18 protein-coding genes are annotated in these 15,738 nt (G+C 71.9%); 9 read left to right on the top strand and 9 right to left on the bottom strand.

Going from position 1 to position 15,738, the window contains the following annotated elements; translation table 11 throughout:
* Positions 1-7: 7 nt before the first annotated feature.
* Together IEJ02_RS19640 and IEJ02_RS19635 are read right to left on the bottom strand one after the other, a co-directional pair.
* Positions 8-1,444, bottom strand: a complete 1,437-nt coding sequence (locus tag IEJ02_RS19640; protein ID WP_191066075.1) for an ATP-binding protein — start codon at positions 1,442-1,444, stop codon at positions 8-10.
* Between the two features lie 18 nt (positions 1,445-1,462).
* The gene (locus tag IEJ02_RS19635; RefSeq protein WP_191066074.1) at positions 1,463-2,173 is read right to left on the bottom strand and encodes a response regulator transcription factor; all 711 of its coding nucleotides are present in this window, start codon (positions 2,171-2,173) and stop codon (positions 1,463-1,465) included.
* A gap of 306 nt (positions 2,174-2,479) precedes the next feature.
* Here IEJ02_RS19635 and IEJ02_RS19630 point away from each other — a divergent pair, with 306 nt between their 5' ends.
* From IEJ02_RS19630 to IEJ02_RS19600, 8 genes are all read left to right on the top strand, one after another.
* On the top strand, positions 2,480-3,256 hold the full coding sequence (locus IEJ02_RS19630) for an amino acid ABC transporter ATP-binding protein (protein WP_191066073.1): 777 nt from the start codon (positions 2,480-2,482) through the stop codon (positions 3,254-3,256).
* Positions 3,257-3,365: 109 nt separating this feature from the next.
* Positions 3,366-4,277: a glutamate ABC transporter substrate-binding protein gene (locus tag IEJ02_RS19625; RefSeq protein ID WP_191066072.1), complete on the top strand. Its 912-nt coding sequence runs from the start codon at positions 3,366-3,368 to the stop codon at positions 4,275-4,277.
* Positions 4,278-4,374: 97 nt separating this feature from the next.
* Positions 4,375-5,022: an amino acid ABC transporter permease gene (locus IEJ02_RS19620; RefSeq protein ID WP_020868017.1), complete on the top strand. Its 648-nt coding sequence runs from the start codon at positions 4,375-4,377 to the stop codon at positions 5,020-5,022.
* A complete protein-coding gene (locus IEJ02_RS19615) occupies positions 5,019-5,963 on the top strand; it encodes an amino acid ABC transporter permease (protein WP_191066071.1) in 945 nt (314 codons plus the stop codon). The genes IEJ02_RS19620 and IEJ02_RS19615 overlap by 4 nt, the downstream gene beginning before the upstream one ends.
* A 210-nt stretch (positions 5,964-6,173) precedes the next feature.
* Positions 6,174-7,913, top strand: a complete 1,740-nt coding sequence (locus IEJ02_RS19610; protein WP_191066070.1) for an FAD-dependent monooxygenase — start codon at positions 6,174-6,176, stop codon at positions 7,911-7,913.
* A gap of 186 nt (positions 7,914-8,099) precedes the next feature.
* Positions 8,100-8,189 carry a putative leader peptide gene (locus IEJ02_RS50410; protein ID WP_309471148.1) on the top strand — a complete coding sequence of 30 codons (90 nt, stop codon included), beginning with the start codon at positions 8,100-8,102 and terminating at the stop codon, positions 8,187-8,189.
* Positions 8,190-8,283: 94 nt separating this feature from the next.
* Positions 8,284-8,826 (top strand): cupin domain-containing protein, encoded by a 543-nt coding sequence (locus IEJ02_RS19605; RefSeq protein ID WP_191066149.1) that lies wholly within the window; start codon positions 8,284-8,286, stop codon positions 8,824-8,826.
* 4 nt (positions 8,827-8,830) lie between these two features.
* Positions 8,831-9,217, top strand: a complete 387-nt coding sequence (locus IEJ02_RS19600) for a rhodanese-like domain-containing protein (protein ID WP_191066069.1) — start codon at positions 8,831-8,833, stop codon at positions 9,215-9,217.
* 113 nt (positions 9,218-9,330) lie between these two features.
* Here IEJ02_RS19600 and recX read toward each other — a convergent pair whose 3' ends face one another.
* The 4 genes from recX to IEJ02_RS19580 form a co-directional block, all read right to left on the bottom strand.
* Positions 9,331-9,942: a recombination regulator RecX gene (gene recX / locus IEJ02_RS19595; RefSeq protein ID WP_191066068.1), complete on the bottom strand. Its 612-nt coding sequence runs from the start codon at positions 9,940-9,942 to the stop codon at positions 9,331-9,333.
* A gap of 3 nt (positions 9,943-9,945) precedes the next feature.
* Entirely contained in the window at positions 9,946-11,082 is a 1,137-nt protein-coding gene (gene recA / locus IEJ02_RS19590; RefSeq protein ID WP_137979845.1) for a recombinase RecA, read from the bottom strand.
* 136 nt (positions 11,083-11,218) lie between these two features.
* A complete protein-coding gene (locus tag IEJ02_RS19585; protein WP_191066067.1) occupies positions 11,219-12,424 on the bottom strand; it encodes an AI-2E family transporter in 1,206 nt (401 codons plus the stop codon).
* A 79-nt stretch (positions 12,425-12,503) separates the two neighbouring features.
* Positions 12,504-12,698 carry a DUF3046 domain-containing protein gene (locus IEJ02_RS19580; protein ID WP_137979843.1) on the bottom strand — a complete coding sequence of 65 codons (195 nt, stop codon included), beginning with the start codon at positions 12,696-12,698 and terminating at the stop codon, positions 12,504-12,506.
* Positions 12,699-12,776: 78 nt separating this feature from the next.
* On the opposite strand from IEJ02_RS19580, the gene IEJ02_RS19575 reads away from it, so the two are divergent.
* Entirely contained in the window at positions 12,777-13,772 is a 996-nt protein-coding gene (locus IEJ02_RS19575; RefSeq protein ID WP_191066066.1) for a hypothetical protein, read from the top strand.
* Between the two features lie 19 nt (positions 13,773-13,791).
* On the opposite strand, the gene IEJ02_RS19570 is transcribed toward IEJ02_RS19575, so the two are convergent.
* The 3 genes from IEJ02_RS19570 to IEJ02_RS19560 are packed head-to-tail and all read right to left on the bottom strand — an operon-like array spanning position 13,792 to position 15,681.
* Positions 13,792-14,094, bottom strand: coding sequence for an AzlD domain-containing protein (locus IEJ02_RS19570; protein WP_191066065.1), 303 nt, complete (start codon positions 14,092-14,094; stop codon positions 13,792-13,794).
* Positions 14,091-14,828, bottom strand: coding sequence for an AzlC family ABC transporter permease (locus IEJ02_RS19565; RefSeq protein WP_191066064.1), 738 nt, complete (start codon positions 14,826-14,828; stop codon positions 14,091-14,093). Before IEJ02_RS19565 ends, IEJ02_RS19570 begins: the two co-directional genes overlap by 4 nt.
* 1 nt (position 14,829) lies before the next feature.
* Positions 14,830-15,681 carry an AraC family transcriptional regulator gene (locus IEJ02_RS19560; protein ID WP_191066063.1) on the bottom strand — a complete coding sequence of 284 codons (852 nt, stop codon included), beginning with the start codon at positions 15,679-15,681 and terminating at the stop codon, positions 14,830-14,832.
* Between the last annotated feature and the right edge of the window lie 57 nt (positions 15,682-15,738).

Raw genomic sequence — 15,738 nt, 5'->3', positions numbered from 1 at the left:
GCCCGCCTCACATCCTTACGGTCGTCACGGTCTCGCCGGGCCCCGTCCGCGGCACCGTAATGGTCACGCGCAGACCGCGGGGCTCGTTGGGCGCGTAGTCGATCGTGCCCCCGCCCGCCGCGAGCAGCGCGCGGGTGATGGACAGGCCCAGGCCCGAGCCCGAGACGTTCTGGTGGCGGCTGCTGCGCCAGAAGCGGTCGCCGATGCGGGCGAGTTCGTCCTCGGTGAGGCCCGGGCCGCCGTCGGCGACGACGATCGCCACGGTGTCGCCCTCCGTGCGCGCCGAGACCTCCACATGCGCCCCCTCGGGCGTGAACTTCAGGGCGTTGTCGACGACGGCGTCCAGCGCGCTGGACAGGGCCACCGGGTCGGCCCAGCCGGTGATGGCCGCCGGGCCGGTGTAGGCGAGCCCGACCTCCTCCCGCTCGGCCACCGGAAGCCAGGCGTCCACCCGGTCGGCCGCCAGCTCCGCGATATCGGTGAGCCGCAGATCCGCGGCGGAGTGCTCGGCCAGGGCGAGGTCGAGCAGATCGTCCAGGACGCTGGCCAGGCGCTTGCCCTCCGCCCGTACCGAGGCGATCTCCTCATGGCCGTCCGGCAGCTCCAGCGCCAGCAGCTCGATGCGCAGCAAGAGCGCGGAAAGCGGATTGCGCAGCTGGTGGGAGGCGTCGGCCACGAACGCCCGCTGCTGCTCCAGGACCTGCTCGACGTTGTCGGCCATCTCGTTGAACGAGCGGGCCAGCCGCCGCAGCTCCGGGGGCCCCGAGGCGGCCGCGACGCGTGACTGCATCCGCCCGGTCGCGATGTCATGGGTCGCGGTGTCCAGGACGCGCACGGGCCGCAGCACCCATCCGGTGAGCCGGAAGGCGGCCCCCACGGCCAGCAGCATCGCGGCGCATTCGCCCGCGCCGATCACCAGCCAGCCGTGCAGGATCCGCGACCGCATCTGGCCGGTGGGCGAGTCGGTGACGACGACGGCCACCACGTCCCCGTCGCGGACGACAGGGGACGCCACGGTGAGCCTGCCCCGCTGCCAGGGGAACACCTGGGACGGATCGTGGCTGCGGCGCCCGGCGAGGGCCTCGTCGAACGCCTGGGCGCTCTCGCCCGCGTCCGGCAGCCGCCAGCCGCCGGGCGCCTCGGCCATGGGCGGTGCGTCCCGGTCCCGGTAGAAGACCCCGGCCCGGATGCCGTACAGGTCGTGATAGCGCTTGAGCTCGGCGCGCAGCGTGCCCAGCCGCTCGTTCCCCTCGGCGCCGACCGCCCCGGTGGGCCCGGCGGTCACGAACTGGGCGAGCGCGGCGAAGCGCGCGGTGTCGTCGATCCGGTCGACGACCACGCGCTGCTGCTCCCGGGCGGCCAGGCTCCCGGCGAGCGGGAAGCCGAGCGCGAGCAGCACGCCCGCCATGAGGACGATGAGGAGCGGGAGGAGCCGAGTGCGCACCGAGGGAGCCCCGGTCGCTCAGCAGGCCGGGGCGACGAGGCGGTAGCCCACCCCGCGCACCGTCTCGATCAGGGCGGGCATCCGCAGCTTGGAACGCAGGGAGGCGATGTGGACCTCCAGGGTGCGCCCCGTCCCCTCCCAACTGGTGCGCCAGACCTCGCTGATGATCTGCTCCCGGCGGAAGACCACGCCGGGGCGCTGGGCGAGCAGGGCGAGCAGATCGAACTCCTTACGGGTGAGCGAGACGGTCGTGCCGTTGACGGAGACCTGACGGGTGGGCAGCTCGATGGTCACCGGGCCGAGCCGCAGCGGCGGCTGCGAGCCGTCCGGGCTCTCCTCGGCGCCATGGCCCGGGTCGTGGGCGGCGGTGCGGCGGCTGACGGCGTGGATCCGGGCGAGCAGCTCCATGGTGTCGTACGGCTTGACCACGTAGTCGTCGGCGCCGAGGTTGAGCCCGTGTATGCGCGAGCGCACGTCGGCGCGCGCCGTCACCATGATCACGGGCGTGGCGGCGCGCTTGCGGATCTTGCCGCACACCTCGAAACCGTCCTGGTCGGGCAGGCCGAGGTCGAGCAGGACGACGCCGAAGGGGGCGCCGGAGTCCGGCAACAGCGCCTGCAGCGCCTCCTCGCCGCTGCGGGCGTGGGTGACCTCGAAACCGTGCTTGGAGAGCATGGCCGACAGGGCCGCGGCGACATGGTTGTCGTCCTCGACGAGCAGCAGTCTCACCGGCCCCTCCGCCACCTTCCCGTATCAGGGGAGACGCGCCCCGCACGCGTCCCCGTCACCATGTCTTCGAATGCGGCCACGAACATGGCCACAGGGCATCCACTCCGATCGACGGGCAGCCGTCAAGACGCATTCGGTCACACACTGGTTTCCGTTACGCAGCCGGTACGGCGCGCGTCGTCCCGCTCACGCAGAGTGTCGCGTCGCGGCCATATCGTTATCCTCAATTTCAGCTCAGATGTAATGACGCTGGTCGCGGGCGCTCACTAGTGTCCTCCCAACCGAGGAGGACGGAGCGAGACGCCGATGAGCGAAGTATCGGTGACCAAGGACGCCGCACCGGTGGCGAATGCGTTGGTTGCGTTGTCAGGAGTCAACAAGCACTTCGGCGCGCTGCATGTGCTCCAGGACATCGACCTGACCATCAGCCGCGGCGAAGTGGTCGTCGTCATCGGGCCGTCCGGGTCCGGGAAGTCGACGCTGTGCCGCACGGTCAACCGGCTGGAGACGATCGACTCCGGCTCCATCACGATCGACGGCAAGCCGCTGCCCCAGGAGGGCAGGGAGCTCGCCCGGCTCCGTGCCGACGTGGGCATGGTCTTCCAGTCCTTCAACCTCTTCGCGCACAAGACGGTGCTCGAGAACGTGATGCTGGGCCAGGTCAAGGTCCGTAAGACGGACAGGAAGGCCGCCGAGGAGAAGGCCCGCACGCTGCTCGACCGGGTCGGCGTCGGCGCCCAGGCGGACAAGTACCCCGCCCAGCTGTCCGGTGGCCAGCAGCAGCGCGTGGCGATCGCGCGCGCCCTGGCCATGGACCCGAAGGTGATGCTCTTCGACGAGCCGACCTCGGCGCTGGACCCGGAGATGATCAACGAGGTGCTGGAGGTCATGCAGCAGCTCGCCCGGGACGGCATGACGATGGTCGTCGTCACCCATGAGATGGGTTTCGCCCGCTCCGCCGCGAACCGCGTGGTCTTCATGGCCGACGGCCGGATCGTCGAAGAGGCCGAGCCGGAGCAGTTCTTCAACAACCCCCGCAGCGACCGGGCCAAGGACTTCCTGTCGAAGATCCTTCACCACTAGCCCGCCGGGCCCGCCGGGCCACCGAGCCCGCATTGGCCCGGCAGACCGCCGGCGGCACGTTCGCCACTGCGTATCTGAACCACGTACCGAACACAGAGGGATGGGCACCATGAGGATTCGTAAGACGGCCGCGGCGGCCACGGTGGTTCTCGCGCTGGCCGCTACGGCGACCGCCTGTGGCGGCGAGAAGGGCACCGCCGGGGACAAGCCGAAGGGCGGGGAGGTCTTCAGCGGCGACTACACGGTCGCGAAGGACGTGAAGGTCGACTCGCCGACCCTGAAGGCGGCGCAGAAGCGCGGCAAGATCGTCGTCGGCGCCAAGGCCGACCAGCCCTTCCTCGGGTTCCAGGACACCGAGGGCAAGCGCTCCGGCTTCGACATCGAGATCGCCAAGATGGTCGCCGCCGACCTCGGCTTCTCCGCGGACAAGATCACCTTCAAGACGGTGGACTCCAACGTCCGCGAGACCTCCATCTCCAAGGGCCAGGTTGACTACTACGTCGGCACCTACACCATCAACGACGAGCGCAAGAAGCAGGTCGGCTTCGCGGGCCCGTACTACCAGGCCGGTGCCGACCTGCTGGTCCGCGACGAGGACAAGGACAAGATCACCGGTCCGGACAGCATCAAGGGCAAGAAGGTCTGCTCGATCGTCGGCTCCACCCCGCTCCAGGAGATCAAGAAGCCGAAGTACGGCGCCAAGACCACCGAGCTGAGCAAGTACTCGCTCTGCGTCAAGCAGCTGCTCGACGGCCAGGTCGACGCTGTCACCACCGACGACGCGATCCTCAAGGGCTACGCCGCCCAGCGTCCGACCAAGCTGCACGTGGTCGGCAAGCCGTTCACCGAGGAGCCCTACGGCATCGGCATGAACAAGAACGACAAGGCGCTCCGCGACGCGATCACCGACTCGCTCGAGAAGCACATCAAGAACGGCGACTACAAGAAGGCGTACGAGGGCACGCTCGGCAAGTCCGGCTCCTCCTACGTCGCGCCGAAGACGCCCCTGCCGCGCTACTGAGCAGGGCGCTCCGTCCGCCCGTTCACCCGTTCGCCTGTTCACCTCGAAGCCGGTGCGCTCCGCACGCCGCTGACCTGACCGCTACCGCGGAGAATCGATGAACGTACTTCTCGATCATTTGCCCCAGTTCCGGGAGGGGTTCCTGGGAACCCTCTCCATCACGGCGGCCAGTGCGGCGCTGGCTCTCGTGCTGGGCGTCGTCATAGCCGGCTTCCGGGTGTCGCCCATACCGCCGCTGCGGGCGTTCGGGACGGCCTGGGTCACCCTGCTGCGCAACACCCCGCTGACCCTGCTGTTCCTGATCTCGTTCTTCGTGATCCCGCAGATCTTCTTCCCGGGGACGAGCCCCTTCGTCCTCGCCATGATGGCGCTGGGCTGCTACACGTCGTCCTTCGTCTGCGAGGCCGTGCGGTCCGGTATCAACACCGTGCCGCTCGGCCAGGCGGAGGCCGCCCGCAGCCTGGGGATGACCTTCTTCCAGACCCTCCGGCTGATCGTCCTCCCCCAGGCCACCCGGTCCGTGATCCCGCCCATGAGCAGCATCTTCATCGCGCTCACCAAGAACTCGGCCATCGCCGGGGCGTTCAGCAACACCGAACTGTTCAATGTCTCGAAGCTGCTGAGTGACAAGGGCTTCGCGATCGGCTGGATCTTCCTGTGGATCGCGCTGTGCTACCTGGTCATCACCTTCGCGATCAGCGGTCTCTTCCGGCTGCTGGAGAACCGCCTGGAGGTGGCCCGATGAGCTCGAGCGTCCTGTACGACGCCCCCGGCCCCAAGGCCCGCGTCCGGAACCGCGTCTTCTCCGTGGTCGGCGGCCTGGCCGTCCTCGGGCTGATCGTCTTCGCGGTGGTGCGGCTGAACGCCAAGGGACAGTTCGCGCCCGAGATGTGGGACATCTTCAACTACGCCGGGGTGCGGACCAGCATCCGCGACGGTGTGGTCACCACCCTGAAGGTGTTCGCGGTCGCGGCGGTCCTCTCCCTCGCCCTCGGTGTGCTGCTGGCCACCGGCCGGCTCTCGGACCACAAGCCCGTCCGCTGGTTCGCGACCGGTTTCATCGAGCTGTTCCGGGCCGTCCCGCTGCTGATCACGATCTACGTGCTGTGGGTGCTCTTCCTGACCTACCGCTCGGACCTGGGCATCAGCGGTGACAACACCGGCTTCTGGGCCCTGGTCATCGGGCTGACCGTCTACAACGGCTCGGTCCAGGCCGAGGTCTTGCGGGCGGGCATCAACTCGGTGCCCAGGGGCCAGCGCGAGGCCGCGTACGCCCTGGGCATGCGCAAGACCCAGGTCATGATGACGGTCCTGGTGCCGCAGGCCGTACGGGCGATGCTGCCGACCATCATCAGCCAGCTGGTGGTGACGCTGAAGGACACCTCCCTCGGCTATGTCATCACCTACCAGGAGCTGCTGTTCCAGCTTCAGCAGCTGGCCGGCAACATCGTGGTCAACGACGAGAACCCCTACGTCCCGGTGATCATCGTCGGCGGTGTCATCTACATCGCGATGTGTCTGGCCCTCTCCGCCCTCGCCACCTGGATCGAGCGGCGCGGCCGGCGCGCCAAGACCGGTATCCGGGTCGCGGACGCCGGACAGCCGCTCGCGGCCGCCGACGCGCTCGACGTCGTCGACCAGTCCGCGGTCTCGGCACCGGACGCGTCCGCGGGCAAGACGAACTGAGGGGCCGTCCGGGGGACCGGACGAATGCCGTCCGGAGGGCCGGGCGGATGAGCGAGACCCTTACCAGGGCGGTGGCGCACGCGCCACCGCCCTTCGTCGCTTGACGCGGGCAGCGGCAGTGGGTTGCATGCTTTCTGTGATCGCTCACCGGGTTTCAACTGCCAATTTCCGTACGTCACGTACGACCCGCAGGGCCACAGGAACCGCACCGTGGACCCGGTGATCGTCGCCGGGGCGGGCCCGGTCGGCCTCACCCTGGCCCTCGCCCTCGCGCGCCTCGAGGTGCCCGTCATCCTGCTGGACGAGTCCACGGAAGCCGAGGAGAGCCGTCTGGCCCGCACCGTCGTGCTGCGTCCGGACGCCGCCGCCCTGCTGGAGCGGCTGGGCTGCCGGGTCACCGCCCGCACCCGGCCGTGGACCGGATGGCGCACGATGCGGCGGCGGCAGCTGGTGCGGCAGGTACCCCTCACGCCCGGCGTCCTCTTCGGCGGTTCGCCGTCGCCCGGGCGCGGCACCGGCGGCTGGGACGGCGGCCTTACGGAGGCCATGAACGCTCCCGAGGGTGACGCGGCCTCCCCGGAAGACGAGTCGGCACCGGTGTCGGCGCCCTCACCCCTGCATCTGCCCCAGCACGAACTCACCCGGGCGCTACGGGGCTCGCTGGCCGCCATGGGCGACGAGGATCTCGTCCGGATCGTCTCCGGAACCCGGATCGACGACCTGGAGCAGGACGACCGCGGGGTCGGGGTGCGCACCCGGGGCGCCCAGGCCACCTGGTGGCGGGGCAGCTATCTGGTGGGCTGCGACGGGCCGCGGTCCACCGTCCGCAAGCTCCTGGGCGTGCGCTTCCCGGGCCGTACGGCGGTGGAGCGGCACGCCGTCGCGGCGCTGCGCGCCGAACTCCCCTGGCCCGGCGAGGCCCTGCTGCACCGCTCCCCGCCCTGGCGCAGCATCGACGCCGAGGTGACCGCCCGGCCGCTGCCGCACGGCCTGTGGCGGATCGACTGGCTGCTGCCGCCCGGCCGCGACCTGGTCACCCCCGATGCCCTGATGGTGCGGGTGCGCGACACTCTCGCGGGGTGGTGCGGGGAATCCGAGCCCCCCTATGAGCTGCTGGACACCGGCGTGCACACCGTGCACCACCGGCTCGCGCTGCGCTGGCGCGTCGGGCGCGCCTTCCTGGCCGGGGACGCCGCCCATCTGCTGGGCGCGCTCGGCACCCAGGGGCTCGAGGAAGGGCTGCGGGACGTCGACAACCTGGCCTGGAAGCTCTCCCTCGCCTGGCACCAGGGGGCCTCGGACGCCCTGCTCGACAGCTATCAGGCGGAGCGGCGCGGAGCCGTCGGGGCCCGGCTGCGCGCGGCGGACCAGGCGCTGCCGCTGGTGCGGGCGGCCGGCGGCTGGCACGCGGTACGGCGCACCGTGCGGCCCGGCGGGGCGCGCGGGCACGACGCGCTGCTCACCGACGGTCACCTCGGGCGGGGGCCACTGGGCGCGCCGCCGGTCTACGACCGCTCGCCACTGGCCCCGGCCGCGCCGCCGGACGGATCGATCACGGTGGGCACGGCGCTCGGGGCGCCGGTCGCCGATGTGCCGGTGACCGCGCCGGACGGCTCGGTCGTACGGCTGCGGGAGCGGCTCGGCCGGGAGCTGCTGGTGGTGCTGGTGGCCCCCGGCACCGGGGTGTGGGACCGTCGCCACTGGATGCGCGCCGGGCTGATGCCGCGGCTGGCGGCTGCCGTCGCGGCGCTGCCCCTGCGCACCGAGCTGCTGGTGGCCGAGGCCTACCCGGGAGCCCCGGCGCACACCGTGCTGCTGGTACGGCCGGACGGCCATCTCGCCGCGGCGCTGTCCGGGGTGCGGCCGAGCGCGCTGTACGCGTGCGCCGACGCGGCCCGGGGCGGGAACGCGGCCAGGGGCGCCCCGGCGGAGGCGAGCGCGCGGCGGTAGCCCGGGAAGCGCGGGCTCAGCGGAGCGCGCCCCAGGTCGCGGCCGGGCGCCTGGGCGCATCTCCCGGCGCGTGATCCGTGTCCGGGGCGCGGGCGGTCGTCCCCGGGCGTGCGTGGTCCGGGCGCGCATCCACGTCCGGACGGGTGAGGTTGACCTTCCTTCGCGGCACATGATTCACTTCGCAGCGTGACTGACACCTGCTTGCCTCGCTTCTGGCGGAGGGTCCATCTGGACCTGGTCCGCTACGCGGGCTGTGTCTGTCGTCCGTCCTGCTGATCCGCCTCTTTCCCGCGCGGCGCGGCCGCGCCCCTTTCGTGATCATTCAGGACGGTTCTCTGTGCCCGACGTACGCACCTCCACCCCCGGTCCCGTGCGCCCCTCCGCGGACCTCATCACGGACCCCGCATCCGGCCCCGTCGCCCCGCCCAGCGCCGCGGAACTGCTCGACTTCGCCCGCCGGACCGCCGCCGACGCCGAGCTCGTCGCCTCCCTTCCGCTCGATCCGGAGGGCCGCACCTGGCTGCGCCTCGACGGGCCGGGCGGCAGTGAAGCCTGGCTGATCGGCTGGCCTCCGGGCACCGGCACCGGCTGGCACGATCACGGCGGCTCCCATGGTGCCTTCGTCTCGGCGGCGGGTGAGCTCAATGAGCAGTCACTCACCGCGCGTCTGCCCACCGAGGGCTGGAAGACCCTGGAGCTGGCCGACGGCGTGGACCGCGAACGGCGGCTGCCCGCCGGGCAGGGCAGGGCCTTCGGACCGCATCATGTGCATGAGGTGATCAACCCGTCCGACACCGAGCATGCGGTGTCGGTGCACGCCTACTATCCGCCGCTGCCGCTCATGCGGCGCTACAGCCGCACCGGTCAGACGCTGCGGCTGGAGCAGGTCGAGCGGCCCGAGGAGTGGGGATAACGCGATGGGCACGACGAAGCGGAGTGTGGACGAGCTGCTGGCCGAGGCCCGCGAGGAACTCGTTCGACTGGAGCCCCTCGACGCCGCCGCGGCGCAGGCCGAGGGCGCGCTACTGGTGGACATCCGGTACGCGGCGCTGCGGGAGCGCGACGGCACCATCCCGGGGGCGCTGATCGTCGAGCGGAACGAGCTGGAGTGGCGGCTGGACCCGCAGGGCGACCACCGGCTGCCCGAGGCCACCCACCACGATCTGCGGGTCGTGGTGGTGTGCAACGAGGGCTACGCGTCCAGCTTCGCCGCGGTCTCGCTGCGTCGGCTGGGGCTGGAGCGGGCGACCGATCTGATCGGCGGCTTCCAGGCGTGGCGCGCGGCGGGCCTCCCGGTGAGCTGAGGGCCGTCACCGACTCCCAGCGCCCCGAGGCGGAGCCACCGGGCCTCTCAGGAGCCACCGGGCCCCGGGCCTCTCAGGAGCCGCTGGGCCTCTCAAAGCTCGGCGGCCGCGGCTCACAGGTCAGGCAGATGGTGCTCCAGCAGCTCCGGATCCTCTCCCTCCTCCTCCAGCGCGCGCCGCACCACCCGCAGTGCCAGCCCCTCGGAGTAACCCTTGCGGGCCAGCATCCCGGCGAGACGGCGTATCCGCTTCTCCCGGTCCAGGCCACGGGTGGCCCTCAGCTTGCGCTCGACCAGCTCGCGCGCGGTCCGCTCCTCCTGATCGGCGTCGAGCTGTCCCACGGCGTCGTCGATCAGGGCGGAGTCCACGCCCTTGGTACGCAGCTCACGGGCGAGCGCCCGCCGGGCGAGCCCCCGGCTGTGGTGCCGGGACTCCACCCATGCCTCCGCGAACGCCGCGTCGTCGATCAGCCCGACGTCCTCGAACCGGGACAGCACCTCCCGCGCCGCGTCATCGGGGATGCCCCGGGTGCGCAGCGCCTCCGCGAGCTGCTTACGGGTGCGCGGGGTCCCGGTGAGCAGGCGCAGGCAGATCGCCCGCGCCTGCTCCTCCGGGCCCGGCGGCGGCCCCTGCTCGGCCCTCGACAAGGAGGGGGCGCCGCTGTCCGGACGGTCCGGGCGCTCAGGACGGCCCGAACCGTCCTGCCATTCGGTCCGCCGTGTCATGGATCAGCTCTTGGCCGCGGCGGTCTTGGCCGCCTTCGCCCCGGACTTGGCCGCAGGGGCCGCCACGGCCTTCGCCGGGGCGGCGGCCACACCCGCGTCACCCGCCGCGTCCGCGGTGGGCTCCGCGGCCGCCGGGTCCTGGGGCTTCACCCCGATGCCGAGCTTTTCCTTGATCTTCTTCTCGATCTCATTGGCGAGATCGGGGTTGTCCTTCAGGAAGTTGCGGGCGTTCTCCTTGCCCTGGCCGAGCTGGTCGCCCTCGTAGGTGTACCAGGCACCGGACTTGCGGATGAAGCCGTGCTCGACGCCCATGTCGATCAGGCCGCCCTCGCGGCTGATGCCCTGGCCGTAGAGGATGTCGAACTCGGCCTGCTTGAAGGGCGGCGCGACCTTGTTCTTGACGACCTTGACGCGGGTGCGGTTGCCGACCGCGTCGGTGCCGTCCTTGAGCGTCTCGATCCGGCGGATGTCCAGCCGCACCGACGCGTAGAACTTCAGCGCCCGGCCACCGGTGGTGGTCTCCGGGGAGCCGAACATCACGCCGACCTTCTCGCGGAGCTGGTTGATGAAGATCGCGGTGGTCTTGGACTGGTTGAGCGCGCCGGTGATCTTACGGAGCGCCTGGCTCATCAGCCGGGCCTGGAGGCCGACATGGGAGTCGCCCATCTCGCCCTCGATTTCCGCGCGCGGCACCAGGGCGGCGACGGAGTCGATGACGATGAGGTCGAGGGCGCCGGAGCGGATCAGCATGTCGGTGATCTCGAGCGCCTGCTCGCCGTTGTCCGGCTGGGACAGGATCAGGGAGTCGGTGTCCACGCCCAGCTTCTGCGCGTAGTCCGGGTCGAGGGCGTGCTCGGCGTCCACGAAGGCGACGGTGCCGCCGGCCCGCTGGGCGTTGGCCACCGCGTGCAGGGTCAGGGTCGTCTTACCGGAGGACTCGGGCCCGTAGACCTCGACCACCCGGCCACGCGGCAGACCGCCGACGCCGAGGGCGACGTCGAGAGCGGTCGACCCGGTGGGGATGACCTCGACCGGCTCGTTCGGCCGCTCGCCCATGCGCATCACGGCGCCCTTGCCGAATTGCCGTTCAATCTGTGCGAGCGCGGCGTCGAGCGCCTTCTCGCGGTCGGTTCCTGCCATGGGTCCCACCCGGTTTGCTTGAGTCGATCGCTTCACGTCCAAGACGCTAGCGCCTGGCACTGACAAGCGGCCCTGTCGTCCTCGGCCTGTGGATAACTGCCGGGCCCTCCATGAGAATGGATGTTCGATTTTTGTGTCAACCACGCCGCGCCAGCGCGGCGCGCATCCGCGCGAGGGCCGAGGCTCCGCGCCGCCGCGTGCGCCCGTGCACCCGCGGATCGTCGGTCACGTCGTAGCGCTTGATGTACGCGCCGAGGAACGCCTGGAGCGTCGCGGTCGCCGGAATCGCGATCAGCGCGCCCACCGCGCCCAGCAGCGCGGTGCCCGCTATCACCGATCCGAAGGAGACGGCCGGGTGGATGTCCACCGTCCTGGCGGTGATCCTCGGCTGGAGCAGATAGTTCTCGAACTGCTGGTAGACCACGACGAAGATCAGGACCCACAGCGCGTACCAGGGCTCGACGGTGAACGCGATCAGCATCGGCAGGGCCCCGGCCAGGTAGGTGCCGATGGTCGGGATGAACTGCGAGATCAGCCCCACCCAGACGGCCAGAGCCGGGGCGTAGGGCACGCCCAGGGCCTCCAGCAGGATGTAGTGGGCGACACCGGAGATCAGGGCCATCAGCCCGCGGGAGTAGATGTAGCCGCCGGTCTTGGCGACCGCGATCTCCCAGGCGCGCAACACCTCGACCTGCCGCGTCGGCGGCAGCACCGAGCACAGGGCGCGGCGCAGCCGGGGGCCGTCGGCGGCGAAGTAGAAGGCGAACAGAGTCACCGTCAGCGTCTTGAACAACCCGCCGAGCACCTGGGCGGAGACGTCCAGCACATTGTTGGCACTGTTCTTGACGTAGCTCTGGAGCCAGTCGGAGTGCAGCAGGCTGTCCTGGATCTCCAGACGCGACAGATGCGTATGGAACGTGTCGTTGATCCAGCTGACCACGTCGTCGAGGTACTTCGGAAAGTCCTGGACCATGGTGATGATCTGGTCGGCGAGCATCGAGCCGAGCAGGGTGAAGAAGCCCGCGGCGCCGATGAGGATGGCGAGAAAGACCAGCCCGGTGGCCAGCCCCCGGCGCATACCGCGGGCGGCCATCCGGTCCACGGCCGGCTCGATCGCGAGCGCCAGGAAGAACGCGATCAGGATGTTCAGCAACAGCCCGGTCAGCTGGTCGAAGGCCCAGGTCGCAAGGCGATAACAGGCCACCAGCGCGAGTGCGAGAACCATGGCGCGCGGCAGCCAGCGCGGCATGCGCGCGGCGGGTTGCGGGGAATCCGAGGAGGCCCGAGCGGCGCTCGGGTTGTCGTCGGCGTCGGAGGGGAGGGTCTCTTCGGTCGGGGCCACGGAGCAAGTGTGGCGTACACCGGTCGAAGAATTCCGGCCACCCCGGGAAGCTGATGCGTCCGGAGTGCCCGGAGGCCGCTCAGCGCCTGCTCTCGGGGATCTCCATCGCGGCGCAGACCCCGCGCCACACGTCCTTGGCCTCCCAGCCGTCCCTCAGCGCCTCGTGCACCGTCCGGCCGCCGAGTTGCGACATCACATGATCGCGCGCGAAGGAGTCGGCGTACGCCGCGCCGAAGTGGTCCGCCATTCGCTGCCAGAAGTCCGTCAACCGCATGCGACCAGTATCGCGCTCCCGGGGTGCACCGGTGCGTGAGCCCCCTACCGACCGTGTCTCCCGGCCTACGGTCTGTCCATGGATCGATCCGCAAGCCTCCCCTCCTCGCCGTCGTCGCCCCCCTCGCCCACGCCCGGATCCGCCGAGCCTGCCCGGCCGGCCGGGTCCTCCGCGCTCTCCCGCGCCGAGCGGTTCGTCTGGCTGAGCGCCCGCGTGCTGGAGCAGCGCAGATTCGCGTACCACTTCCTGGGCGGCGGCGCCGACGCGGTCGAGACCGCGCTGACCGCGTACCTGGGGACAGACGGGGGCTACGGCCATGCGCTGGATCCGGATCTGCGCGGCCCGGTGAGCCAGCCGCCGCATGCCGTGCACGCCTTACGGGTGCTCGACGGGATCGGGCGGTGCGGCGGGCAGCGGGTGGAGCGCCTGTGCCGCTATCTGACGTCCGTGTCCACCCCGGACGGCGCGCTGCCCGTCTGCCGCCCCTCGCCGCACGGCTATCCGGCGGCCCCCTGGGTCCCGTCGGCGGACGATCCGCGCGGTGATCTGCTGACCACCGGGCCGGTGGTGGGGCTGCTGCACCGCAACCAGGTGTGGCACGCGTGGCTCTTCCGGGCCACGGACTTCTGCTGGGCGGCGGTCGCCGCCCTGGCGGAGGGCGGCACGACGGCGCGGCCGTACGAGGTCGCCGCGGCCGTCGCCTTCCTCGACGGGGCGCCAGACCGGGCCCGCGCCGAGGCGGCGGCCGATCGGCTCGGCCGCCGGGTGCGGGAGGAGCGACTGATCGTGCCGCACCCGGCCCCGGAGCCCGCCGACGACCGCCCCCTGGCCCCGGGGCCCGGTGAGCCCCTCCAGGTGCACGACATCGCCCGTACGCCCGGCTCCCTGGCGCGCCGGTGGTTCACCGACGCCGAGGTGGAGCGGTCCCTGGACGCTCTCGCGGCCGCACAGCAGGAGGACGGCGGCTGGCCGCCGCACCGGCGTGCGTGGACGCCGGTGGCCACGCTGGAGTGGCGGTCGGTGGCGACCATGGAGGCGCTGCTGACGCTGCGGGCCTACGGACGGCGGATCTGAGCGCGGGCGTCCGGGGCGGTCACAGGGCCCGGACGCCGGCCGTGACGGCGACGGCCACGGCGACCACGACCAGGAAGGGGGCGCGGAGCACCAGCGCGAGCGCCGCCGCCCCCAGCCCGGCCGCCCTCGCGTCCAGGAGGAGGTGCCGGCCGTCGCTGAAGGTCTGCTGGGCGGTGAGGGCGGCCAGCAGGGCCACGGGCATCAGCGCGGCCAGACGCCTGACGAGCGGGCGCTCCAGGACTCCGGCGGGCACCGAGAGGCCCAGCAGCTTGACCAGGTAGCAGCCCGCCGCGGTGACGCCGATGGCGATCCAGGTGGTCATCGGCGCTCACCCTCCGTGCCGCGTGCCATGCGCCCGTGCACCGTAAGGACGACGGGAGCGGCGAGCGCCGCCACCAGGACCGGCACCCCGGCGGGCAGCACCGGCTGGCACAGCAGCACCAGCAGGACGCCGAGACCGGCCACGGCCCGTTCGACGGTGCCGCTGAGCATGGGGGCCAGCAGGGCGAGGAAGACGGCGGGCCCGGCGGCGTCCAGGCCCCAGGCGTCGGTGTCGCCGAGCGCGGACGCCCCCAGGGCGCCGATCAGCGTGGTGAGGTTCCACAGGACGTACAGCGTCAGCCCGGTGACGGTGAAGCCGAGGCGCGCGGTGCGCCGGTCCGGCTGGGCGAGGGCCACGGCCGAGGTCTCGTCGATGACCCAATGGGCCGCGACGGGGCGTACCGCGCGCGGCAGGCCGAGGAGTCCGGACAGCCGCAGCCCGTAGAAGGCGTTGCGCACCCCGAGGAAGAACGCCCCGGCGGCGGCGGTGAACGGATTGCCGCCCGCCGCCAGCGCGCCCACGAGGGCGAACTGCGACGCCCCGGTGAAGACCAGCAGGCTGAGCGCGCAGGTCTGCAGCAGGCCGAGCCCGGCGCCCGCCGACGTCACCCCGAAGGCGAAGCCGGAGAGCCCGACCGCGACACCGACGCCCAGGGCGTCGCGGACGACGGCCGAGTCCGCCGGGGACTCGGCGGGATCGGTTCGTATCTCTATCTGTTCTGACACAGCGCGCACGTTAGGAGAGCGCTTCGACTCCGGTCTTGTACGTTCTTGCGCGCTCGCGCCGGTAGGCGCCCGGTGGCACCCCCACGATCCGGGTGAAGTGACGGTTCAGGTGGGACTGGTCGGTGAAGCCGACGGCGACGGCCACCTCGGCTGGCGCGGTCCCGGCGTCCAGCAGCCGCCGGGCCCGGCGGACCCGGGCGTCGGTGAGCCAGGTGTGCGGCGGCATCCCGTAGACCGCGCGGAAGGCGCGCAGGAGGGCGAAGGGACCGGTGCCCAGCTCGGCCGCCAGCCGTTCCAGGGACGGCGGGTCCGCCATCCGCTCCTGGAGGATCGCGCGGGCGCGCGCCGCCGTTCGCGCACCCGCGGTGTGCGCCGTGCGCTCGGGGAGCGGGCCGCCGTGGTCGCGCAACAGCCGGGCCAGCGCGATGCGCAGCAGGCTGTCGGCGGCGAGCGCGTTGCCCTCCTCGGCGGCCCGGTGCACCGCGGTGACCAGCCTCGCCCCCTGGGGGTCGTCGACGCTGGGGATCCGGAACCCGGCGGTGCCCCGGAGCGTGGTCGTCTCGGCGGCGATACCGGCGACCAGGTCCGCGGCCGGGTACAGCACGCTGTACGCCCACCCCTCGGGCGCCCCCGCCCGTCCGGTGTGGGGCACCTCCGGGTTGATGAGGGCGAGCCCGCCGGGCCCGGTGCGCTCGATGGCGCCGCGGTGGTGGAACTCCTCGACGCCCTCGGTGATCGCGGCGATCACGAAGGTCTCGTGGGTGTGCCAGACGAAGGTCTTGTCGATGTAGCGGGCGCGCAGCAGATCGACGCCCGGAAGCTGGGGGTACCGCCAGTGCCGCGCACTCTCCCGGTTGACCATGGCACCATTGTGCGCCTCGCCCGGGCCCCCCTCTGACCTGCGGCTCCGTGCATTGTC

Origin of the sequence: Streptomyces sp. 5-10 (assembly GCF_014712245.1) — a bacterium.
Lineage (GTDB): Bacteria > Actinomycetota > Actinomycetes > Streptomycetales > Streptomycetaceae > Streptomyces > Streptomyces violaceusniger.
This window is presented reverse-complemented; position numbering and strand designations above follow the sequence as displayed.